This is a genomic window from Rhodococcus sp. NBC_00294, assembly GCF_036163995.1.
Lineage (GTDB): Bacteria > Actinomycetota > Actinomycetes > Mycobacteriales > Mycobacteriaceae > Rhodococcoides.
This window is the reverse complement of record NZ_CP108043.1, coordinates 3,121,956-3,141,112: the sequence shown is the minus strand read 5'-3', so window position 1 is coordinate 3,141,112 and position 19,157 is coordinate 3,121,956. Positions and strand designations below refer to the sequence as shown.

Genomic DNA, 19,157 nt, shown 5'->3' with positions numbered 1-19,157 from the left:
ACGACAGGAGCACCGAGTGCCGAAGGTCAGTGACGACCATCTCGCGGCGCGCCGAAGTCAGATCCTCGACGGCGCGCGCCGCTGTTTCGCCGAATACGGTTACGAGGGCGCCACGGTGCGGCGACTCGAGGAGGCCACCTCGCTCTCGCGAGGAGCGATCTTCCACCACTTCAAGGACAAGGACGGGCTGTTCCTCGCGCTCGCCCGCGACGACGCGCGCCGCATGGCCGACGTCGCCGCCGAGCAGGGGCTCGTCCAGGTGATGCGGGACATGCTGGCCGCTCCCGACCAGTTCGACTGGCTCGGTACACGTCTGGAGATCGCCCGACGGCTCAAGACCGACGCCGAGTTCCGGGCCGGGTGGTCGGAGCGCTCGGTCGAGCTGCAGGACGCCGTCCTGTCACGTCTCGAGCGTCAGAAGTCTGCGGGCCGACTGCGGGACGACGTGCCCACCGCGGTACTGCTGGGATACCTCGACCTCGTCATGGACGGTCTCGTGACCCGCATCGCGTCGGGCCAGGGCACCGAGAACCTGTCGGCCGTCCTCGATCTGGTCGAGGAGTCGGTCCGTCGCGATCGGCCGTGAGCCGACTCAGGCGAGCGTGATCAGGTCGAGGTAGTCCTGCGACCAGTGGTCCTCGTTGCCGTCCGGCAGGAGGATCACTCGTTCGGGAGACAGTGCCTCGGCCGCACCCGGATCGTGCGTCACCAGCACGACGGCGCCCTTGTAGCTCCGCAGCGCCTCGAGGACCTGCTCACGCGAGATCGGGTCGAGGTTGTTGGTCGGCTCGTCGAGCAGCAGCACGTTGGCCGCCGACGAGACCAGGCCGGCGAGCGCGAGTCGCGTCTTCTCACCGCCGGAGAGAGTGCCGGCCGGCTGCTCGAGCTGCGGGCCGGTGAACATGAACGCACCGAGCAGCGACCGCAGCTCCTGCTCCGGGGTGTCCGGTGCCGCGTGCCGCACGTTCTCCCAGACCGACGCCATGTCGTCGAGGGTGTCGTGTTCCTGGGCGAAGTAGCCGATGCGTAGACCGTGACCGGGCTCGATCTGGCCCGAGTCGCTCTTCTCCGTGCCGGCGAGGATGCGGAGCAGCGTCGTCTTTCCGGCGCCGTTGAGGCCGAGCACCACGACGCGGGAACCGCGGTCGATGGCCAGATCCACACCCGCGAAGATCTCCAGGGACCCGTACATCTTGGTGAGGTTCGACGCCATGAGCGGCGTCTTGCCGCACGGTGCGGGCTCGGGGAAGCGGATGTGTGCCACCCGGTCGGACACGCGTTCCTCGTCGAGGTTCGCCATCAGCTTGTCGGCACGCTTGGCCATGTTCTGGGCGGCCACGGCCTTGGTGGCCTTCGCACCCATCTTGGCGGCCTGCGCGCGCAGAGCGCCGGCCTTCTTCTCCGCGTTGGCACGCTCGCGGCGACGACGCTGCTCGTCCGTCGAGCGCGCGTCGAGGTACTTCTTCCAGTTCATGTTGTAGACGTCCGGCTCGCCGCGGACAGCATCGAGGAACCACACGCGGTTCACGACGTCGTTCAGCAGCTCCACATCGTGACTGATGACGATGAGCCCACCCTCGTGGCTCTGCAGGAAGCCGCGGAGCCAGGTGATGGAATCGGCGTCGAGGTGGTTGGTGGGCTCGTCGAGCAGCAGCGTGGTGGCCGAGCGACCACCACTGCCGTCGGACGCCGCGAACAGGATGCGTGCCAGCTCGACGCGGCGGCGCTGACCGCCGGAGAGGGTGCGCAGGGGCTGCGCCAGGACACGGTCGGGAAGTCCGAGGCTGTTGCAGATGCGCGCCGCTTCGCTCTCGGCCACGTAGCCGCCGAGCGAGGCGAAACGCTCCTCGAGCTCGCCGTATCGGCGGACGGCCTTGTCGAGGCGATCCTCGTCGGCCACCTCGGCCATGAGCGCCTGCTGCTTCTCCATGTCGTGGAGCAAGGTGTCGAGTCCGCGGGCGGACAGGACGCGATCCTTGGCCAGCAGGTCGAGGTCGCCCTCCTTGGGGTCCTGCGGCAGGTAACCGATGTCCCCGGTGCGGGTGACCGAGCCGGCGTAGGGCTCGCCCTCTCCTGCCAGAATGCGAAGAGTGGTGGTCTTTCCGGCGCCGTTGCGGCCCACGAGGCCGATGCGGTCGCCGGCCTGCACGCGCAGGGCGGGCCCGGGAGCGGACAGAAGAGTACGCACGCCGGCACGAACCTCCAGGTCGGTGGCGGTGATCACGGTGCGAACTCCTCGATCGTCGTAGTTTACCGGTGGCAGACCGGGCGCAGCGCGAAGTCGACTGCGCAGCAATCCCTCATTTTAACGCCTCCGCGGGCTCCCACGGTCCACGCAGACGTGACTCCGCTAACGTTCGACGCATGGAGAAGGAACAGGATCTGCAGGGGCGTGTCGCCGTGGTCACCGGCGCGAGCCGCGGAATCGGTCGGGCCATCGCGGCCGACCTCCTCGCTCGCGGCGCCGCCGTGACGGTGACCGCCCGCAAGAAGGAGCAGCTCGACGCCACCGCCGAGGAGTTGCGCGCCGCGGTACCGGGGGCCACCGTGCTCGCCATCGCCGGCAACGCCGGGAACGAGGAGTCCCGCCGCGAGACGGTCGACCGCACGGTCGCCGAGCTCGGCTCACTCGACATTCTGATCAACAACACCGGCATCAATCCGGTGTACGGATCGCTGATGGAGGCCGATCTGGCCGGCGTCCGCAAGATCTTCGAGGTCAACGTCGTCGCGACGCTCGGCTTCATCCAGGAGGCGCACCGAGCGTGGATGGGCGAGCACGGCGGCTCGGTCGTGAACCTCGCCAGCGTGGCGGGAATCCGATCCACCGGAGTCATCGCCGCGTACGGCTCGTCCAAGGCGGCGCTCATCCGGCTGACCGAGGAGCTCGCGTGGCAGCTCGGACCCTCGATCCGTGTGAACGCGGTGGCCCCGGGCGTCGTCAAGACCAAGTTCGCCGAGGCACTCGTCGCCAATGGTGAGGAGGCGGCGGCCGCCGGCTACCCGATGGAGCGGCTGGGAACGCCCGAGGACGTGGCCTCGCTCGTCGGGTTCCTCGTGTCCGACGCCGCGTCGTGGATCACCGGTGAGACGGTGCGCGTCGACGGCGGACTGCTGGCGACGGGAACGTTCTGACCGACGTCCTCGTCGTCGGCGCCGGCCCGTCCGGCCGCGCGGCGGCACATCGCTGCGCGGCCGCGGGGGCATCGGTGACTCTCGTCGACCCCCGTCCGGATCGTCGATGGATCAACACGTACGGGATGTGGACCGACGAGATTCCGGACTGGGTGCCGGAGTCGACGCGCGCGTCCACGTCCCGCTCCCCCGTCGTGGTCGGCACACGCCGACACGTGGTGGACCGTGAGTACTCGGTGCTCGACACCGGACGACTGCAGGACGGCCTCACGCTCGACGGAGTGTCGGTGGTCGCGGAGTCCGCGGCGGAGGTCACGCCCACCTCGATGACCCTGCGGAACGGCACGACCCTGTCCGGCCGGACGGTGATCGACGCCCGTGGCTCGGCGGTGGGCCCCGGAGTCCCCGAGCAGACGGCCCACGGGGTCGTGGTCGACGAGGACACCGCCGCACGTGCCTGCGGCGGCGAGTCCGCGGTGATCATGGACTGGCGGCGGGACAACGGTGCCGACGCGGACGCGGTGCCGTCCTTTCTGTACGTCGTGCCGCTGGGCGGCGGCGCGGTGTTGCTCGAGGAAACCTGCCTGGTCGGCCGGCCCGGCCTCACCTCACCCGAGCTCGCGCGTCGGCTGCTCGCACGACTGGCTGCGCGGGGTGTGACTCTGCGCGGCGACGAGCCCGTCGAGCGGGTGCGCTTCGCGATGCGTCCGCCGACCCGTCCGACGCGCGGGGTCGTCACCACCGGGACGCGGAGTCCGGCTCTGCACACCGCCACCGGGTACAGCGTCGCTGCCTCCCTGCGCCGAGCGGACGTCATCGCGTCGGTCGTGCTGGACGGCGGCGGCGTCGACTCGGCGGGATCGCGGGCGGTCACCCGGCTGCGGTCGGTGGGCGCGGACGCTCTGCTGTCCTTCCCGCCCGATGCCCTCGCGCCGTTCTTCGACCGATTCTTCGAGATGCCGTCGACGCTGCAACGGGCCTATCTGTCGTCGGACGACGATGTCGCCGGCATGTCCCGGGCGATGCTGACGCTGTTCTCGCGGATCGGTTCGTCCGACCGCCGCGTGATCCTCGGAGCGGTCCGTCGGGCGATGTTCTCCGCAGCGGTGGGGACGCGTTCGTGACGGGTGGTGGAAATGTGACCGGGCGTGCCCCAAGATTGGACACATGCGATCGATCTGGAAAGGCTCCATCGCCTTCGGCCTGGTGAACGTCCCGGTCAAGGTGTACACGGCCACCGAGGACCACGACATCAAGTTCCATCAGGTCCACGGCAAGGACGGCGGTCGCATCAAGTACGACCGGAAGTGCTCCGTGTGCGGTGAGTCGGTGCAGTTCGCCGACATCGACAAGGCCTACGAGACCCCCGACGGCGACCGGGTGATCCTGACCGATCAGGACTTCTCGTCGCTGCCCGCCGCCGAGAAGCACGAGATCCCGGTTCTCGAGTTCGTGCCGACCGACCAGATCGATCCGATCCTGTTCGACAAGAGCTACTACCTGGAGCCGGACTCGACGTCCCCGAAGGCGTACGTGCTCCTCCGGGAGACCTTGTCCACGACCGATCGCACCGCACTGGTGCACTTCACGCTGCGACAGAAGACGCGCCTCGCGGCCCTCCGCGTGCACGACGACGTGCTGATGATCCAGACGCTGCTGTGGCCCGACGAGGTGCGGGCCGCCGAGTTCTCCTCGCTCGACGACGTCACCGCGCCCCGCCCCAACGAACTGAAGATGGCGGGGGCACTCGTCGAGAGCATGTCGGGCGACTTCGACCCGTCCGAGTACACCGACGACTACCAGATCGAACTCCGCAAGGTCCTCGACGAGATGATCGAGAACGGCGGCGAGAAGGTGGTGCACGCCGAACCGGAGGACACCGACTCGGGCGAGGACGCCGAGGTCGTCGACCTGGTCGCGGCACTCCAACGCAGCGTCGAGGCGGCGGGCCGGTCCGGCCGTGGTCGTCGCGGCGACACCGACTCGGCATCGACGAAGGACGAGTCGGGGAACGAGGAGTCCGCGACGAAGGCTCCGGCGAAGAAGGCAGCCGCGAAGAAGGCACCGGCCAAGAAGGCGGCGGCGAAGAAAGCGCCCGCCAAGAAGACGGCCGCGAAGAAGGCGGCGGCGAAGAAGGCCGGGAGCGGCACGTCGTCGGGCGACGAGGACCAGCAGCGCAAGGGGGCGTGAGGTCTCACGACCACGGCGTGCGCATCCGCACGGGCCTCACAATCAAGTGCCCACGGAACCGTATGTCTCACAACGCCAAACGTGTTTGATCACCCCAAGGATGCTTTTACTCTCTCTGGAGAGACACAGCGAGTCGTCCCGGTCACACCGGCGACGGGCGCCGCATCCATCGGGGGAGATCACATGTTCGACGAGTACACGTTCAGCACTGTCGCCAACGACGGGCACCTGGTCAGTCCGGTCGTCGCTCTGACGGGCGACGCGCCGTCGCTGTTGTTCTCGCGAAAGTATGCGGACGTCGCGGCGCTGTCGGCCGGCGACCACGAGCTGCTGCGACCGATCGTCGATCCGAGCACCGCCGAGCAGGTGCGCTCCATGGCGCCGCCCGCCGACGAGATCGCGCTGGTGTTCGGTGCCAACGGCTTCGTCGGAGCGCATCTCGTCGCGGAACTGTCTCTGCGCCCCGGAATCACGACGGTCTACGCCGGTGTCCGATCCGCCGGCGACTCCTCCGCCGCCGAGCGTTTCGAGGAGACCGTCGCCCAGTACTCGATCACCGGGATCGATCTCGCGAAGATCGTCGTCATCGAGGCGGTTCCGACCCGGACGAACTTCGGTCTGGACGAGGACACCTACCTGCGGCTCCGCGGCACCGTCGACCAGGTGTTCAACTCGGCCAGTTCCACCGACTACGACTCCAGCTACCTCGAGTTGCGACAGGACTGGTTCGTCTCCCTGCTGCGCGTCGTCCAGTTCACCCTGGAGGACCGTCGCAAGCACCTCACCTACATGGGGTCGATCGGCGCCTTCATCTACACCAGCCCGGAGGACTTCCTGCGTCCCGATTCCTGGTGGTACTCGGGCTACTGCCAGATGAAGTGGATCAACGGTCAGCTCCTCGGATGGCTCGCACGGGACGGCGTCGCCTCCGTCACCCTGGTCGAGTCGCCGTACGTGCTCGGCAGCACCACCGTCGGCAAGGACCCGGGTCGCGTCTACAGCTTCTGGCGCGCGATCGAGCTGGCGAACAGTGTCGGTGCGATGTGGGACGGTCCGGGCATGAACTACGCGCCCGTCGACGTGCTCGCGCGCGTGCTGGCGGACAACGCTCTCGGCGACGGCACGCTCCCCCACCTCGTGCCGTCCAATCCGGTGCCCTACAGCAACGCCGTCCTGGCATCGGCTCTCGGCCTGGACCTCGTGCCGTGGGCGGAGTTCAAAGCGATCGTCGACAGCAAGATCCCGGCGGAGAAGACGGCGTCCCTGCTCGGGTCCGACGTCAACGACCTCATCCGCCGTTCCAACGCACCGTCGCTCATGCCGTCGTCCTTCGACGGATCCTCGTGGGATCACGATGCGCTCTTCGCGCTGTACCTGTCGGTCATCCAGTTCCGCGACGCGACGGCGCGCCGACCCCGACTGGTCACCGCGTGAGCAGAAGCGCACAGACCCGCGACGTCCTCGGTCGTGCACGATGAGTCGCGTCCCGCCGCAACCGATGTTCCTGGAAACCGGCGCGAGGTACCGGGTCCGGGTGTTCCTCGGCGATTTCGTGAACTTCACCCTCGGGCTCGTCTACTACGTCGCCTGCGCGACCCTCGGAGTGCTCGCCGTCGCGATCGACGCCGTGCTGCGCACCCATCTCTACGACGCGTTCATCGCACTGGTCGAGCGCATCGACCACGGTAAGGAGACGGCGGTGGAGCCGTCGTGACCAGAGCAGCCACCACCGCTGGAACCGTGGCTCTCGCTGCGCTCGTAGGCGGGTACTCGTACTGGCGCAGCGCCGCCTTCCTCCGTGATCCGGAGCGGTCGGTGCCCCCGGACCCGTCGTCCATCGTGTCGGCGGCCGACGGGTACATCACCTACGTCAAGCGTGTCGAGTCGGGCCAGATGCCGGTCGCCGTGAAGAAGCGGCGCACCATCCGGCTGTCCGAGTACGCCGGGATCGACTCCGACGCCAGCGGGTGGCTCGTCGGCACCTACATGACCGAGCACTCGGTCCACCGCAATCGCGCACCGATCGAGGGGGCGGTGGTGGTGCGTGAACACCGCGGCGCGGCGCCGTTCAACAGGTCGATGGCTCGCATGACGGCGAACCTGTTCCTGCACCGCACGCCCTACGACGAGGGGTGCGAGTACCTCCTGACCAACGAGCGGCTCACCATCGGTGTCCGGCACGCCGACGGTCCCACCGTCTTCGTCACGCAGATCGCCGATCTGTGGGTGGACCGGATCGTCGCCCACGTCGAGGTCGGTGAGAATCTCGCTCGCGGCGAGCAGTACGGCCTGATCCGCTTCGGTTCACAGTGCGACGTGTTCCTTCCCGACGCTCTGCTCGACGGCGACGTCCTGGTACGGCCGGGGCAGTACGTGTGGGCCGGTGAGTCGGTGCTCGCCCGGTCCGTCGTGCGGCCGGCACCGACGACCCGGAGCCCGATGCGGAACGATCTCGAGGAGGCCCTCTCATGACCTCACGTACGGACAGCCGGCCGGTCACCACCGCGGCCGTGACCATCACGGCGGTACGCACCCGTCGCGACTGGACGGCCTTCGCGAAGGTCCCGTTCACGGTCTATCGGGACGACCCGAACTGGATCCCCGGCGACATCGCGGACGTGGGCTCGACGCTGCGTCGGCCGTCGGAGGAGACGCGGAGCCGGATGACGAGTCAGGCGTTCCTCGCGTATCGCGGTCGGCGGCTCGTGGGGCGGATCGCGGCCATCGCCGACCTGGTCTTCATCTCGCACTACGAGGAGCAGACCGCGTACTTCGGCTACTTCGAGTGCCTCGACGACCGGGAGGCCGCGCACGCTCTGCTCGACGCCGTGGCCGCCTGGGCTCGGGGGCGGTCGCTGAGCACCGTGGTGGGTCCGATGAGCCCGTCACTGCTGTGGAGCGCGGGAGTGCTGGTGCACGGCAACAACATTCCGCCGCTGGTCGGGATGCCCCACAATCCCCCGTATTACGCCGATCTCCTCGAGTCGTGGGGTATGACCAGCATCAAGGAGTTCCACAGCTTCTATCACGACGACCCGCACACGCTCGTCCAGTCGCCGCCGTTCGCACGCAAGTACGCGATGGGCCAGAGGTGGAAGGCGCGGTCGTCCGTCGTCGTCCGGCCGATGAATCCGGCGACGTTCGACGAGGACGTGGCCAAGCTGCGCGTGCTCTACAACACCGCATTCGCGTCGTTCTGGGGATTCACGCCCGTGGAACCCGATGAACTCGATGCGCTCGTGGCGACCATGCGTCCGATCCTCGATCCCGAGATCGTGCTGTTCGCCGAACTCGACGGCGAGGTCGTCGGCTTCGTCATGGGGATCCCAGACGTGAACAAGGCGGCCCTCGGAGCGGTGCGCTCACGGTTCGGCATCGTGCGCGATCTCCACACGATCGCGCGGTGGCGGGGGCTCGGCGGACGCAGACACCGCACGCACGTGCGGCTCGACATGATGTTCGTGGACCCGAGCTGCCCCGACAAGGGCACCTCGGCACTGCTGATCTTCGAACTGTTCCAGCGCCTCCACGACGGCGGGTACGCCTCCGTGGAGGCAGCCCCCGTGCTGGCGGACGGGGGCTGGTTCCACTCGGTGCGTTCGTCCTACCCGGTGGACCCGAGCAGGACGTACCGCATCTTCTCGCGTGAGATCGGGTGAGCCGGCTCTAGACGGTGAAGCCGAGCGCGCGCAGCTGCTCGCGGCCGTCGTCGGTGATCTTGTCCGGTCCCCACGGCGGCATCCAGACCCAGTTGATCTTGAGGTCCTCGGCCAAGCCACTGCGCACCAGGGCGGTGCGGCTCTGGTCCTCGATGACGTCGGTCAACGGGCACGCCGCGGACGTCAGCGTCATGTCGAGGGTGACCACGGCCTCGTCGTCGATGGTGATTCCGTAGACCAGTCCGAGGTCGACGACGTTGATGCCGAGCTCGGGGTCGACGACGTCACGCATGGCCTCCTCGAGGTCTTCGATGACGGAATCGGGCGCCACTGCGCCGTTGTCGGTATCGGTCATGATCGTCCTCCACTGTTCGCGTGCTCGTCCTGCGTCTCCACAGTACGAACAACGGCGTCCTTGAATGCCATCCATCCGAGCAGCGCGCACTTCACGCGTGCCGGGTACTTCGCCACACCCGCGAAGGCGATGCCGTCGCCGATGACGTCCTCGTCCCCCTCGACGGTGCCGCGGCTGCCGACCATCGCTGAGAAGGCGTCCACCGTGAGAAGCGCGTCCTCGACGGAGAGTCCGACGACCTGGTCGGTCAGGACCGAGGTGGCCGCCTGACTGATGGAGCACCCCTGCCCGTCATAGGACACGTCGGCCACGACACCGTCGGCGACGTTCACGCGCAACGTGACCTCGTCACCGCACGTGGGGTTGACGTGGTGCACCTCGGCGCCGAACGGCTCGCGGAGCCCACGACCGTGCGGGTGCTTGTAGTGATCGAGGATCACTTCCTGGTACATCTGTTCCATTCTCACGCGGCACCGCCGACGCCGAAGAACGACTGTGCCGTGCGGATCGCGTCGCGCAGCGCGTGCACTTCCTCCACCGTGTTGTAGACGGCGAACGAGGCACGGGCCGTCGCGGCCACGCCGAAACGACGGTGCAGCGGCCACGCGCAGTGATGCCCGACGCGGATGGCGACGCCCTCGTCGTCGAGGATCTGCCCCAGATCGTGCGCATGGATGCCGTCGACGACGAACGACACGGCTCCCCCGCGGTCCTGCGTGTCCGTGGGTCCGATGATGCGGAGCCCGTCGATGGTGGCGAGCTCCGACAGTGCGGCAGCAGTGAGCGTCTGTTCGTGCGCGGCGACGGCGTCCATCCCCAGCGCGTTCAGGTACTCCACGGCGGCACCGAGACCGACGACCTGAGACGTCATGGGCACACCGGCCTCGAACCGCTGCGGGGGCGGTGCGTAGGTGGTCTGCTCCATCGTCACGGTCTCGATCATCGACCCGCCGGTGATGAAGGGAGGCATCTCGGCCAGGAGCGCCGACTCTCCGTACAGGACACCGACCCCGGACGGTCCGAGCATCTTGTGCCCGGAGAACGCCGCGAAGTCGACGTCGAGCGCGGAGACGTCCACCGGCATGTGCGGCACCGACTGGCAGGCGTCGAGGACGACCAGTGCGTCGACCGCCCGTGCACGACGGACGAGTTCCTCGGTGGGAGCCACCGCGCCCGTCACGTTGGACTGGTGGGTGAACGCGACCACGCGCGTGCGGTCGGTGAGCTCGAGCGAGTCGAGATCGATCCGGCCGTCGTCGGTGACCCCGTACCACCGGAGCGTCGCACCGGTGCGGCGTGAGAGCTCCTGCCATGGAACGAGATTCGCGTGGTGTTCGAGCTCGGTGATGACGATCTCGTCACCGGGACGCAGCGACCGCGCGAAGCGGTCGTCGCCGAGGACGTGCGTGACCAGGTTGAGCGACTCGGTGGCGTTCTTGGTGAACACGATCTCGTCCGCGCGGGCACCCACGAAGGCGGCAATGCCCGCGCGGGCACCCTCGTAGGCGTCCGTGGCCTCCTCGGCCAGCTGGTGGGCCCCGCGGTGCACGGCGGCGTTGCAGGTGGTGAGGAAGTGCCGCTCGGCATCGAGCACCTGCACCGGACGTTGAGACGTCGCGCCGGAGTCGAGGTACACGAGAGGCTTGTCGTCTCGCACGGTACGACCGAGGATCGGGAAGTCCTCCCGAAGCCTCGCGACGTCCAGGGTGCCGACCGACGCGACGGCCGTCATGCGCCCGCGGTGGTCTTCGTGAAGCGCTCGTATCCGTTCGCCTCGAGCTCGTCGGCCAGCTCGGGTCCACCGGACTCGACGATGCGGCCCGCGGAGAACACGTGCACGTGATCGGGCGTGATGTAGCGCAGGATGCGGGTGTAGTGCGTGATCAGGAGAATGCCGCCGTTCTCCCGCTCCTTGTAGCGGTTGACACCCTCCGACACGACCCGCAGGGCGTCGACGTCGAGGCCCGAGTCGGTCTCGTCGAGGATGGCGATCTTCGGCTTGAGCAGACCCAGCTGCAGGATCTCGTGGCGCTTCTTCTCGCCGCCGGAGAAGCCTTCGTTGACGCTGCGCTCGGCGAAGGCCGGATCGATGTCGAGCTCGGTCATCGCCTCCTTGGCCTCCTTCACCCAGTGCCGCAGCTTCGGGGCCTCGCCGCGCACGGCGGTGGCCGCGGTGCGGAGGAAGTTGGACATGGAGACACCGGGAACCTCGACGGGGTACTGCATCGCGAGGAACAGGCCGGCGCGAGCACGCTCGTCCACGGACATCTCCTGCACGTCCTCACCGTCGAGCAGGATGGTGCCCGAGGTGACGCGGTACTTGGGATGGCCGGCGATCGCGTAGGAGAGCGTCGACTTGCCCGAGCCGTTGGGGCCCATGATGGCGTGCGTCTCGCCCGACGAGACCGTCAGATCGACGCCCTTCAGGATCTCGATCGGCTGCGCGGCGTCGTCGGTGTTCGCGACGTCGACGTGCAGATCGCGGATTTCGAGAGTGGACATGATGTTCCTTGCCTGTCTGTGAATCGGGAGAAGGTGGTCGCGCGAGGGGTCAGACGCCGGTGATGGCGAGTTCCGCCTCGACCGCGTCGGAGAGGCGCTCACGGATGGACGCGACCGGGATCTTCGCGATGATGTCGTGGAAGAAGCCGCGCACGACGAGCTTGCGTGCCTGGTCCTCCGGGATGCCGCGAGCACGGAGGTAGAACAGCTGCTCGTCGTCGAAGCGACCCGTGGCACTCGCGTGACCGGCCCCGACGATCTCGCCGGTCTCGATCTCGAGGTTCGGGACGGAGTCCGCGCGCGCGCCGTCGGTGAGAATCAGGTTGCGGTTGAGCTCGAACGTGTCCGTCCCCTCCGCCTTCGCACCGATGACGACGTCGCCGACCCACACGGTGTGGGTGTCGGGCTTCTTCGACGCCGGGTCGCCCTGCAGGGCGCCCTTGTAGACCACGTTGGACTTGCAGTGCGGCGCGGTGTGGTTGACCAGCAGGCGCTGCTCGAGATGCTGACCGTCGTCCGCGAAGTACAGGCCCAGGAGCTCGGCGTCGCCACCCGGACCGGTGAAGTTCACCGTCGGGGTCAGGCGCACCAGGTCGCCGCCGAGGCTGACCGACACGTAACGCAGGACGCTGTCGCGGCCCACCTTCGCGTGATGCGACGCGACGTGCACCGCGTCGTCGTCCCACTCCTGCAGCGCGACGACCGTGAGGTGTGCGCTGTCCGCGACGACGAACTCGACGTTCTCGGCGTAGGTTCCGCTGCCGCGCTGCTCGAGCACGACGGTCGCCTTGGCGAACGCCTCGACGCGGATCTGGACGTGGCCGTAGGCGACGACGTCCGCTCCCGGACCGTCGACCGTCACGATCAGCGGATCCGCGAGCTCTGCTTCGGAGGCCACCGTGACGACGGTGGCCGAGTCGAAGGACGAGTACGCCTGGGCGGCGACCCGATCGGCCGGCGCACCCGCGGTGCCGAGCCGCGCGTCGTCACGACCGACGGTCTCGACGCACACCGACTCGGGTGCGTCGGTGACCGTCACGGTCGCGGAGCCCGTGGCCACGGCGGTGCCGTCGTGGAGACCGCGCAGGCGCCGCAGCGGTGTGAAGCGCCAGATCTCGTCGCGGCCGGACGGCACCTCGAACGCGGCGACGTCGTAGGACGAGAACTGCGCGCCCTTGTTCGCGACGATCGCGCGCTTGTTCTCGGTGGCGGGGTTCTCGCCGGTGACGGCAGCCTTCACCCCGGTATCGGTGTGGGGCAGGGTCATCCGACCGATCCCTCCATCTGCAGCTCGATCAGGCGGTTGAGCTCGAGGGCGTACTCCATCGGGAGTTCCTTGGCGATGGGCTCGACGAAGCCGCGCACCACCATGGCCATCGCCTCGTCCTCGGTCATGCCGCGGCTCATCAGGTAGAACAGCTGATCGTCGCTGACCTTCGAGACGGTGGCCTCGTGGCCCATCGTCACGTCGTCCTCGCGGATGTCGACGTACGGGTAGGTGTCGCTGCGGCTGATCTGATCGACCAGGAGTGCGTCGCACTTGACGGTCGACTTCGACCCGTGCGCGCCCTTGTTGATCTGGATCAGGCCGCGGTACGACGCCCGGCCGCCGCCGCGAGCGACGGACTTGCTCACGATGTTGGAGGACGTGTTCGGCGCGAGGTGGAGCATCTTCGAGCCGGTGTCCTGGTGCTGGCCCTCGCCGGCGAACGCCACCGACAGAACCTCGCCCTTGGCGTGCTCACCGGTCATCCACACGGCCGGGTACTTCATCGTGACCTTCGAGCCGATGTTGCCGTCGATCCACTCCATCGTCGCGCCGGCCTCGGCCTTCGCGCGCTTGGTGACGAGGTTGTAGACGTTGTTCGACCAGTTCTGGATGGTGGTGTAGCGGCACCGACCACCCTTCTTCACGATGATCTCGACGACCGCCGAGTGCAGCGAGTCGGACTTGTAGATCGGCGCGGTGCATCCCTCGACGTAGTGCACGTAGGCACCCTCGTCGACGATGATGAGCGTCCGCTCGAACTGACCCATGTTCTCGGTGTTGATGCGGAAGTACGCCTGCAGCGGGATGTCGACGTGGACGCCCGGCGGCACGTAGATGAAGGACCCACCGGACCACACCGCGGTGTTCAGTGCGGAGAACTTGTTGTCACCGGCCGGGATCACCGAGCCGAAGTACTCCTGGAACAGCTCCGGGTGCTCACGCAGACCCGAGTCGGTGTCCAGGAAGATGACGCCCTGCTCCTCGAGATCCTCGCGGATCGAGTGGTAGACGACCTCGGACTCGTACTGAGCGGCGACACCCGACACGAGGCGCTGCTTCTCCGCCTCCGGGATGCCGAGGCGGTCGTACGTGTTCTTGATGTCGGCGGGCAGATCGTCCCACGTGGCGGCCTGCTTCTCGCTGGACCGCACGAAGTACTTGATGTTGTCGAAGTCGATACCGTCGAGGTTCGAGCCCCAGTTCGGCATGGGCTTGCGCTCGAACGTGCGCAACGCCTTGAGGCGTGCCTCGAGCATCCACTCGGGCTCGCTCTTCTTGTCGGAGATGTCGCGGACGACGGCGTCGCTGATGCCGCGCTTGGCGCTCGCACCGGCGACGTCGGAGTCGGACCAGCCGTATCCATAGGTCCCGAGAGACGCGATGGTCTCGTCCTGCGTGAGTGTCGCGGGCACCGTGGGGGTCACCTGGTCTGGTGTGACGGTCATGCGGGCTCCTTCCGGAGACGATCGAGCGGGCTGTTCGGGCTGGAGCTGGTGGTACGGGCCGAATCGAGAGCTGTGCGGTCGTGGTGGACCGTGCCGCTGTCGGCAGCATCACTCCGTGCAACGCCGACATCGTCGTCGGTATTGCCTGATTCGGGAGTCGAGAGTGTGCGAAGGGGCACATGGGTGGTGCACGCGCAGTCGCCGTTGGCGATGGTGGCGAGGCGCTGCACGTGCGTTCCGAGCAGATCGGCGAACGCCTCGCGCTCGGCGGTGCACAGCTCGGGGAACTCGGCCGCGACGTGCGAGACCGGGCAGTGGTGCTGGCAGATCTGCACCCCGTTGCCGACCGGGCGGGTGGAGGCGGCGAAGCCGGACTCGGTCAGCGCCTCGGCGATGGCGTCGGCCGTCTCGGAGACGGACTGCTGCGAGGACGTGTCGGCCGGCTCGACGTCGCCCACGATGGACTGGATGCGTCGGCGGGCGAACGTGCGCACCGCGTCGTCGCCGCCGATCTCCCGTAGGTGCCGCATGGCCGCACCCGCGAGATCGTCGTACGAGTGGCCGAGTCGAGAGCGTCCGTGCGCGGTCAGGGAGAACAGCTTCGCGGGGCGACCGCGGGTACGTGCGCCGGGACGCGAGGTCATCGTGACGCGCGCGTCGCCCGCGTCGATGAGAGCATCGAGGTGGCGCCGCACGCCGGCAGCGCTGATGCCGAGACGGGACCCGACCTGGGTGGCGCTGATCGGACCCTCCTCGAGCAGGAGCGTCACGACGGACGACCGCGTGCGACCCTCCGACGTTGCCGAGCCCGATGTTGCCGAGCCAGATACCGAAGCCGGGGTGACGGTGACCGACGCGACGTCGGCGCGGGCGCTGACGCGCTCGCCGGAACGTTCGGTAGTCGTTTTCACAACACCAGTGTGACCGAATTACCGGAGAGGTTCCAGCAAGGGCACCCTGGGTAGCAGGGCCGATGCCGCGGCGACGTTCGTGATCGGCTCCGGTGTCGATACGCTCCGTTCTGTGCCCGCACCTGCCGACGACTCCGAGCCCTCCGCGCCGGTGACACCGACCGACGCCTCGGCGTCCCTCGCGGGCGGCACCGACGACGTGGTCACGGCGGGTGCGACGGAGCCGAGCCGCTCCTGTACGGCCGCGCGGATGCGGGCGACGGCCCGTCGAGCGACGCGCCGGGTGCTGGGGATCGAGGGGTCTCCGCGCAGCGACCGCGTCGCGTTTCTGCACGACAACGAGCCCGAGCGCCCCGAACTGAACGCCGCCGAGGTGCGCGATCTCACACGGATCCGCCGCTTCGGTGCCATCGGCGCCGCGATGATGGCCCTCGGTGCACTGGGCGCCGGCGCACAACCGGTTCTCCAGAATCCGGTGCAGGGTGTCCGCGTGCTCGGGCTCTTCGCTCGCGCGCTCCCCGCCGCACTCACCATCACGATGATCGGCACCGCCGTCGTGGTGCTCGCATGGCTGCTCCTCGGCCGCCTCGCCGTGGGATCTTTCGGCGCGCACTCGTCGCCGCGCCGGATGTCTCGCTCCCAGCTGGACCGCACGCTCGCGCTGTGGATCGTGCCGCTGTGCGTCGCGCCACCGATGTTCAGCAAGGACGTCTACTCGTACCTGGCGCAGAGCGAGATCACGGCCCGCGGACTCGATCCGTACGCCATCGGTCCGCAGGCGGCACTCGGCGTCGACCATGTGCTGACCAGGACCGTGCCGACCATCTGGCGCGACACCCCGGCGCCCTACGGACCGTTCTTCCTGTGGATCGGTCGGGGCATCACCGCGCTCACCGGTGACGACATCGTCGCCGGGATCTTCCTGCATCGCATCGTCGCGCTGATCGGCGTCGCGCTCATCGTGTGGGCCCTCCCCCGCCTCGCCGCCCGGTGCGGAGTGTCCAGCGTGGCGGCGCTGTGGCTCGGTGCCGCCAATCCGCTCCTGCTCTTCCACCTCGTCGCCGGGATCCACAACGAGGCCGCGATGCTGGGCCTGATGCTCGCGGGACTCGAACTCTCGTTCCGTGCGGTCGAGTCCGCGGCACCACTGCGGGGCCGTACCGGCGTGCTGCTGCTCGCCGGCGCGGCGGTCATCGCCCTGTCCGCGACGATCAAGATCCCGTCGGTGCTCGCGCTCGGATTCGTGGGCATGGCCCTGGCCCGTCGATGGGGTGGTCGGCCCCGCGACGTCGCCGCCGCCGCCGCCCTGCTCGGCGCGGTGACCGTCGCCGTGATCCTGGGCGTCAGCGCCGCGAGCGGGCTCGGATTCGGCTGGCTGGACACCCTGGGCACGGCCAACGCCGTGCGCAGCTGGATGTCGTTGCCCACACTGCTCGGCCTCGCCACGGGAGGCGCCGGCGTCCTCCTCGGCATCGGCGACCACACCACTGCCGTGCTGTCCCTCACCCGCCCGATCGCCTCCCTGGTGGCCGCGCTGATCATCGTGCGGATGCTGGTGTCGGTCCTGCTGGGTCGGCTCCACCCCATCGGAGCCCTCGGCGTGTCGCTCGGGGCACTCGTGCTGCTCTTCCCCGTGGTCCAGCCCTGGTACCTGCTGTGGGCCGTCACCCCGCTGGCCGCCTGGGCCACCCGACCGGCGTTCCGGGTGCCGGTGATCGTCTTCTCCGCGTTCGTCTCGCTGATCGTCATGCCGACCGGCGGTGAGGTCCAGCCCTTCGTCATCGTCCAGGCGGCGGTGGCGACAGTCCTGACGATCGCCGTGCTGTACGCCTCGACGAGGCGACTGCTGCCCTGGCGGGCACGCGACGGGGCGGCGGCGCCGGACCGTCCGTCGGACGCCTACGCTGGATCATCGTGACCGCCCGACCTGTCCCTCCGCCCACGGCGTCCGATGCCGGGACGCCGACGGACTCTCCGGCGGTGTCGCTCCGCGGTGTGGTCAAGCACTTCGGTGACGTCGCGGCCGTCGACGGACTCGACATCGAGCTGCAGCGCGGCCGGGTGCTCGCACTCCTCGGTCCCAACGGGGCCGGCAAGACCACCACCGTCGAGATGTGCGAGGGCTTCCACACGCCCGACTCCGGTGAGGTCCGCGTCCTGGGGCTCGATCCCATCGTCGACTCCGACCGTCTCAAGCCGCGGATCGGGGTGATGCTGCAGGGCGGCGGCGCCTACCCCGGCTCGCGTGCGGGCGAGATGCTCGACCTCGTCGCCGCGTACTCGGCCGACCCGCTCGATCCCAAGTGGCTCCTCGGACAGTTGGGGCTCACCGATGCCGTCCGCACGCCGTACCGACGACTCTCCGGCGGTCAGCAACAACGCCTCTCGCTGGCCTGTGCGCTGGTCGGCCGCCCCGAGCTCGTGTTCCTCGACGAGCCGACCGCCGGGCTCGACGCACAGGCCCGGCTCCTCGTGTGGGACCTCGTCGAGGCGCTGCGGCGCGACGGCGTGAGCATCCTGCTGACCACCCACCTCATGGACGAGGCCGAGCACCTCGCGGACGACCTGGTGATCATCGACCACGGCCAGGTCGTCGCCTCGGGGACGCCCACCGAGCTCACCCGTCGGGGCGCCGAGGGCCAGTTGCGCTTCTCCGCACCCTCCGGCCTCGACCTGTCGTTGCTGCAGATGGTGCTGCCCGAGGGGTTCGATCCGGTCGAGAGTTCGCCGGGCTCGTATCTGCTCGAGGGGACCATCGACCCCCAGGTGCTCGCGACGGTGACCTCGTGGTGTGCTCGACTGAACGTGCTGGCCACCGATCTCCGTGTGGAGCAGCGCAGCCTCGAGGACGTCTTCCTCGACCTCACGGGGCGGGAACTGAGAGGGTGAGCGTGACATCACGGTCCGAACGTGCGTCCGACCGATTCGCACCGGGGACGTTCACACCGGATCCCCGGCCCGCACCGCGCCGCCGCATGCTGCTGGCGCAGAGCCGCCTCGAACTACTCCTGCTCTTGCGCAACGGTGAGCAGCTGCTGCTGACGATGTTCATCCCGGTGACGTTGCTCATCGGCCTCACGCTGCTGCCGTTCGGCGACTTCGGCACCGAGCGCGTCGGCACCGTCGTACCCGCCGTGATGACCGTCGCGGTGATGTCGACCGCGTTCACCGGCCAGGCCATCGCCGTCGGCTTCGACCGGCGCTACGGCGCTCTCAAGAGACTCGGCGCCACCGCTCTGCCGAAGTGGGGCGCGATCGCCGGGAAGTCGATCGCCGTCCTCCTTGTGGTCGTGCTGCAGTCGGTACTGCTCGGCGCCATCGGCCTCGCCCTCGGGTGGCGTCCGACTCCCGGCGGACTCGTGCTGGGCGCGCTGGTGATCGCTCTGGGCACCGTCACCTTCGCCACGATGGGCCTCCTGCTCGGCGGGACGCTGCGGGCCGAGATCGTGCTCGCCCTCGCCAACATCGCGTGGTTCGTGATGCTCGGAATCGGCAGCGTGGTGTTCGCGAACGAGGCACTTCCCGGCGGCGTCCGCATGATCGCGCGACTGATCCCGTCGGGCGCGATGGCGGAGACGCTCGAGCAGGCCGTCGTGGGACGAGCCGATCTGTTCGGCATCCTGGTCCTCGTCGTGTGGGCGGCGATCTGCGGCTTCTGGGCGACCCGCAAGTTCTCGTTCACCTGACACC

The 19,157-nt window shown here is 68.7% G+C and carries 18 protein-coding genes and 1 pseudogene; 11 read left to right on the top strand and 8 right to left on the bottom strand.

Annotation, left to right across the window (positions count from 1 at the left end; translation table 11 throughout):
- Nucleotides 1-16 precede the first annotated feature (16 nt).
- Entirely contained in the window at nt 17-586 is a 570-nt protein-coding gene (locus OHB23_RS14740; protein WP_027505306.1) for a TetR/AcrR family transcriptional regulator, read from the top strand.
- A 6-nt stretch (nt 587-592) separates the two neighbouring features.
- Here the strand turns inward: OHB23_RS14740 and OHB23_RS14735 are convergent, their stop codons facing one another.
- The gene (locus OHB23_RS14735; RefSeq protein WP_027505305.1) at nt 593-2,224 is read right to left on the bottom strand and encodes an ABC-F family ATP-binding cassette domain-containing protein; all 1,632 of its coding nucleotides are present in this window, start codon (nt 2,222-2,224) and stop codon (nt 593-595) included.
- A 140-nt stretch (nt 2,225-2,364) separates the two neighbouring features.
- On the opposite strand from OHB23_RS14735, the gene OHB23_RS14730 reads away from it, so the two are divergent.
- The 7 genes from OHB23_RS14730 (at nt 2,365) to OHB23_RS14700 (ending at nt 8,984) form a co-directional block, all read left to right on the top strand.
- Nucleotides 2,365-3,135, top strand: coding sequence for an SDR family oxidoreductase (locus OHB23_RS14730; protein ID WP_328809786.1), 771 nt, complete (start codon nt 2,365-2,367; stop codon nt 3,133-3,135).
- Nucleotides 3,132-4,259, top strand: coding sequence for a lycopene cyclase family protein (locus OHB23_RS14725; RefSeq protein WP_328811650.1), 1,128 nt, complete (start codon nt 3,132-3,134; stop codon nt 4,257-4,259). Before OHB23_RS14730 ends, OHB23_RS14725 begins: the two co-directional genes overlap by 4 nt.
- A gap of 43 nt (nt 4,260-4,302) precedes the next feature.
- Nucleotides 4,303-5,325 carry a non-homologous end joining protein Ku gene (gene ku / locus OHB23_RS14720; protein WP_027505303.1) on the top strand — a complete coding sequence of 341 codons (1,023 nt, stop codon included), beginning with the start codon at nt 4,303-4,305 and terminating at the stop codon, nt 5,323-5,325.
- Nucleotides 5,326-5,508: 183 nt separating this feature from the next.
- Nucleotides 5,509-6,759, top strand: a complete 1,251-nt coding sequence (locus tag OHB23_RS14715) for an SDR family oxidoreductase (RefSeq protein ID WP_261769385.1) — start codon at nt 5,509-5,511, stop codon at nt 6,757-6,759.
- 40 nt (nt 6,760-6,799) lie between these two features.
- A complete protein-coding gene (locus OHB23_RS14710; RefSeq protein WP_156380493.1) occupies nt 6,800-7,039 on the top strand; it encodes a hypothetical protein in 240 nt (79 codons plus the stop codon).
- A complete protein-coding gene (locus tag OHB23_RS14705) occupies nt 7,036-7,797 on the top strand; it encodes a phosphatidylserine decarboxylase (protein ID WP_328809785.1) in 762 nt (253 codons plus the stop codon). Before OHB23_RS14710 ends, OHB23_RS14705 begins: the two co-directional genes overlap by 4 nt.
- On the top strand, nt 7,794-8,984 hold the full coding sequence (locus tag OHB23_RS14700; protein ID WP_328809784.1) for a GNAT family N-acetyltransferase: 1,191 nt from the start codon (nt 7,794-7,796) through the stop codon (nt 8,982-8,984). Before OHB23_RS14705 ends, OHB23_RS14700 begins: the two co-directional genes overlap by 4 nt.
- Before the next feature lie 7 nt (nt 8,985-8,991).
- On the opposite strand, the gene OHB23_RS14695 is transcribed toward OHB23_RS14700, so the two are convergent.
- The 7 genes and pseudogenes from OHB23_RS14695 to OHB23_RS14665 form a co-directional block, all read right to left on the bottom strand.
- The gene (locus tag OHB23_RS14695) at nt 8,992-9,339 is read right to left on the bottom strand and encodes a metal-sulfur cluster assembly factor (protein ID WP_027505300.1); all 348 of its coding nucleotides are present in this window, start codon (nt 9,337-9,339) and stop codon (nt 8,992-8,994) included.
- Entirely contained in the window at nt 9,336-9,806 is a 471-nt protein-coding gene (gene sufU, locus OHB23_RS14690; RefSeq protein ID WP_027505299.1) for a Fe-S cluster assembly sulfur transfer protein SufU, read from the bottom strand. Before sufU ends, OHB23_RS14695 begins: the two co-directional genes overlap by 4 nt.
- Complete coding sequence (locus tag OHB23_RS14685; RefSeq protein ID WP_328809783.1) at nt 9,803-11,071, bottom strand: cysteine desulfurase; 1,269 nt, start codon at nt 11,069-11,071, stop codon at nt 9,803-9,805. The genes sufU and OHB23_RS14685 overlap by 4 nt, the downstream gene beginning before the upstream one ends.
- Nucleotides 11,068-11,841, bottom strand: coding sequence for a Fe-S cluster assembly ATPase SufC (gene sufC / locus OHB23_RS14680; protein WP_027505297.1), 774 nt, complete (start codon nt 11,839-11,841; stop codon nt 11,068-11,070). The genes OHB23_RS14685 and sufC overlap by 4 nt, the downstream gene beginning before the upstream one ends.
- Nucleotides 11,842-11,890: 49 nt before the next feature.
- Nucleotides 11,891-13,108 carry a Fe-S cluster assembly protein SufD gene (sufD, locus tag OHB23_RS14675; RefSeq protein WP_328809782.1) on the bottom strand — a complete coding sequence of 406 codons (1,218 nt, stop codon included), beginning with the start codon at nt 13,106-13,108 and terminating at the stop codon, nt 11,891-11,893.
- Nucleotides 13,105-14,556, bottom strand: a complete 1,452-nt coding sequence (gene sufB / locus OHB23_RS14670) for a Fe-S cluster assembly protein SufB (protein WP_027505295.1) — start codon at nt 14,554-14,556, stop codon at nt 13,105-13,107. The genes sufD and sufB overlap by 4 nt, the downstream gene beginning before the upstream one ends.
- A gap of 170 nt (nt 14,557-14,726) precedes the next feature.
- A pseudogene (locus tag OHB23_RS14665) lies at nt 14,727-15,467 on the bottom strand (helix-turn-helix transcriptional regulator); the annotation flags it as partial.
- 250 nt (nt 15,468-15,717) lie between these two features.
- Between OHB23_RS14665 and mptB the strand changes: the two are divergent.
- Genes mptB through OHB23_RS14650 form a run of 3 tightly spaced genes read left to right on the top strand, consistent with a single transcriptional unit; the run spans nt 15,718 to nt 19,153 of the window.
- On the top strand, nt 15,718-17,385 hold the full coding sequence (mptB, locus tag OHB23_RS14660) for a polyprenol phosphomannose-dependent alpha 1,6 mannosyltransferase MptB (RefSeq protein WP_051613271.1): 1,668 nt from the start codon (nt 15,718-15,720) through the stop codon (nt 17,383-17,385).
- The gene (locus OHB23_RS14655) at nt 17,382-18,356 is read left to right on the top strand and encodes an ABC transporter ATP-binding protein (protein ID WP_051613224.1); all 975 of its coding nucleotides are present in this window, start codon (nt 17,382-17,384) and stop codon (nt 18,354-18,356) included. Before mptB ends, OHB23_RS14655 begins: the two co-directional genes overlap by 4 nt.
- Entirely contained in the window at nt 18,353-19,153 is an 801-nt protein-coding gene (locus OHB23_RS14650) for an ABC transporter permease (RefSeq protein ID WP_027505292.1), read from the top strand. The genes OHB23_RS14655 and OHB23_RS14650 overlap by 4 nt, the downstream gene beginning before the upstream one ends.
- Nucleotides 19,154-19,157 lie beyond the last annotated feature (4 nt).